The sequence below is a fragment of the Methanobrevibacter curvatus genome (assembly GCF_001639295.1).
Lineage (GTDB): Archaea > Methanobacteriota > Methanobacteria > Methanobacteriales > Methanobacteriaceae > Methanoflexus > Methanoflexus curvatus.
Window position 1 is genome coordinate 1 of the sequence record NZ_LWMV01000039.1, and the last position, 4,146, is coordinate 4,146.

The following is a 4,146-nucleotide window of genomic DNA, read 5'->3' on the forward strand; positions in this document are numbered from 1 at the left end:
ACTCCTGGTAATAATACTAATATTACTGTGGTTACTGCTGTGAATATTAGCATTGTTAAAAAGTCTAATGTTTCTGGTAATGTTGTTAATGGTGCTTATATATTGTATACTATTAATGTGACTAATTATGGTCCTGATGGTGCTACTGGTTTAATTATTACTGATAGATTAGATAGTAGATTAATATACATTAATAGTACATCTCCAAGGTCTACTTATTATGTTCCTGGTACTGGTCTTTGGAATATTGGTGCTTTAGCTAATGGTGAGAGTATTGTTTTAGATATTCTTGTAAAACTTAATGGTACTGGTAATATTGTGAATGTTGCTAATGTTAGTAGTGTTGATCAGAATAATACTGGTAATAATAGTAGTACTCCTGGTAATAATACTAATATTACTGTGGTTACTGCTGTGAATATTAGCATTGTTAAAAAGTCTAATGTTTCTGGTAGTGTTGTTAATGGTGCTTATATATTGTATACTATTAATGTGACTAATTTTGGTCCTGATGGTGCGACTGGTTTGGTTGTTATTGATAGTTTAGATAATAGATTGGTTTATGTGAATAGTACTACTCCTCGTGGAACTAGTTATGTTGTAAGTACTGGTATTTGGAATATTGGTAGTTTGGCTAATGGTGAGAGTATTGTTTTGGATATTCTTGTTCGTTTGAATGGTACTGGTAATATTGTGAACATTGCTAGTATTTTTGGTGTTAATGAGAATAATACTGGTAGTAATAGTAGTGTTCCTGGTAATGAGACTAATATTTCTGTTGTTGGTGGTGTGAATATTAGTGTTGTTAAATCGTCTAATGTTTCTGGTAGTGTTGTTAATGGTGCTTATATATTGTATACTATTAATGTGACTAATTTTGGTCCTGATGGTGCGACTGGTTTGGTTGTTATTGATAGTTTAGATAATAGATTGGTTTATGTGAATAGTACTACTCCTCGTGGAACTAGCTATGTTGTAAGTACTGGCATTTGGAATATTGGCAGTTTGGCTAATGGTGAGTCTATTATTTTGGATATTCTTGTTCGTTTGAATGGTACTGGTAATATTGTGAATGTAGCTAGTATTTTTGGTGTTAATGAGAATAACACTGGCAGTAATAGTAGTGTTCCTGATAATAAAACCAATATTACTGTTGTCACTCTTGGAGAGATTAACATTGATATTTATGTTCCTCCATCACATATTGGAGATCATACAACTGCAACAATAAAAGTAACTGATCTTAATGGTAAACCATTAGCAAATTTAGTTATTGAAGTTGTTATAGATGGAATAGTTAGAGTTAGAAGCATATTTATTACAGATGCCAATGGCTTAATCAAAGTTCCATTTACAGTAACTAAACCTGTTACTAATGTTGAAGCCACTTTCTCAGGCAATGACTTATATTATCCTAAATATGCCAATGAAAAATTCAAGTCCCTTAGTGATGTAAAAACACATACTAATTTAGAACTTGCTAATCCAACATTTAATGGTAATTATATTACTCTTAAAGCAGCTTTAACTGATGCTAAAGGTAATCCATTGTCTGGAAAACTTATTAAATTCTACTTTAATGGAGATTATATTGGATCTAGATTCACTAGTGTTAATGGCTTAGCTATTTTAACATTTTTCCATGATAATTCACGTCTTGCTGGTTTATATAAAGTTAGTGCAGTTTTTAATGGAGATAGTGCTTATAGTTCATTTAATGTTGCTAAAACTTTCCATTATGCGGAAAATGGTACTAATAATACTGGTTATCATGGTGCTGGAGCTAGTATGAAACATACTGGTGTTCCTTTAATAGGATTTATTTTAATTTTATTATTTGGAATAATCTTAAGTAGAAGAAAAGAAGAAGATGAAGAAGAATAATTCTATTTCTTTTTCTTTTCAATTTTTTAAACATTTTTTTCTAAAATTATTTTTTTTTTATTTTCTTAATTGATATATCAAGCATTTTTTTTTATTGTATTAATATTGATTTTTTTAACTAGTGATATTGGAATAAATTTAAATGTTTTTCATTTTTTCTATTGTAGAATAGCTTTAATCAAATATGATCCTGAACAAAATTTTATAATTGTTGACAAGATTTTAAAGAAATTATAATAAACTATTTTTCTAAAACAATAATTTAATAATGTTTATTTTATAATTAAATTAACATTAATCAAATTATAGCTTTTGATAAAAAAATTTTTCATTAATTATTTATAAAAAAATTTATCTAAATTAAGTAATTCAAGTTAAATCTTCTTTAATTTCATGTAATATTAGTATAAACTATTTATTTTTATAAATATTGATTATAATAAATTATATTGATAAAATAAAATAAATAAAAATAAAATGAATAAAAATAAAAAGAATAAAATAGTATTTAAGATAAGGATTAATTACAAATTTGTCTAAGTATATAATTAAATTAATTAAAACATATAAAAATTTTATTTATTATATTAAATAGGTTTATATGAAAGATAAAATAATTTTCGCTCATTTATATTATTATCAATGCAAAAAACCTATTAGTTGTGTTGAGTTGGCTTAAATATTTTTAATATAATTCTATTAAATATTCACTTAAATTATTCAATATTAAGTTTATGATTGCATATACAGACATCGAAATTGTAGCAATAAGCATGCATAAGCGAACTTTTAAAAATATCTTCCTTAAAAAATTAATTCTAGGACTTTAGTAATTTTTTATCTTTTTTATTATTTTTTTATTGTTTTTCAAAATATTAAATTTTATATCTAAATCATACTAAATCATATCATTCTTTATCAATTTTTCAATTAAAATTTCAGTTTTTTACTACTTTTTTTGAATAATTTTATTTAGTGTTTTGACATTTAAACATACTTATTCGCAAAAATTTTAATATTTATTTATAAATAATAATTTTTCAATTGTTATATTATTATATTTTGTTATTAAAAACCTTGTTTTTATATTATGAACTTAAATTTTTGTATAAAAAATTATTGCAAATTATCTAAAATTTTAAATAAAAATAAATGCGAATAGATAAAAATATTAATATCCTATGAAAATATACTTGTAAACTATATCTTATATTCATCTTTTTTTTAAAATGGAGAAATTAATTATTTTTTTAAATGACATAAAACCATTAAAATTGCCTTTTTTAGATTAAAATCATTGGTTTTTTTGATTTAAAAAATAAAATTGTAAATATATATACTATTATAATCTAGCAAAAGAACAAATTAAATCATTTTTTACAATTTTTTTACATAATTAAAATATATTATTTTTTCTACTGGATATTTTTCTTAGGCACCAATACAACAATATTTTTTTCTATTGTATCTTTTTTCTATTATATCACTTATCAAAAAAGAAAAAATACTAAATTTTCTATTAAAATTGTAATTTATTTTAGAAAAATCATTGCTAAATTTATAATTTTATTTCTAATATTTTTTTATAATAATTTGAATCTTATACTAATTGAAAAATTATAATTAATAAAAATAATCTCAAATATCTTTGTATTATTTTCTCAAATTTTTTATTTCTTTTTAAAAAACCTATTTTTTTAAAAAACCTATTAATATAATATGTATAATTAAATAAAAAAGAATAATTTATATGAAAAATATTTAGATGATAAATAACCCTCAAAATTTAAAAAAAATTCAAGAACTGCTTTTATGTCTAAGATTTTTAAAATCATTATTTTAATGACTAGATTTTTTTTTGAACTTCTTAATTTTGAACTTCTTAAGTTTAAGGTTTGTATTTTCACGAAAGGTTTATATGTGAAAATATCAATATTATAGATAGTCTAAAAAATATAGTGCAAATATAATTAATGAGTTAAAATCTATCTCTTTTTAGCTTCTAGATTTTATCCTAATTTTATGTTTACACTGTTTTTTTACTATATTGTATAATACAAAAATGGAAATACTTAAATAACAAGATATTTTCAGCTTTTTTTATTAACAAATATAATTTCTGTTTAGATTAGACTTTACATAGGAAGAATACATTGCTTTTCTCTTAATGTATAAAATAATAATATTTAAACTTTAATTAATTGTTTCTACTACATTTATAACATAATTTAAAAAGCTGAACATCATGAATTTCAATAAAGC

The 4,146-nt window shown here is 22.3% G+C and carries 1 pseudogene; it reads left to right on the plus strand.

The window, feature by feature from the left end:
- Positions 1-1,884, plus strand: a pseudogene (locus MBCUR_RS01305) (DUF11 domain-containing protein); the annotation flags it as partial.
- Positions 1,885-4,146: the final 2,262 nt, after the last annotated feature.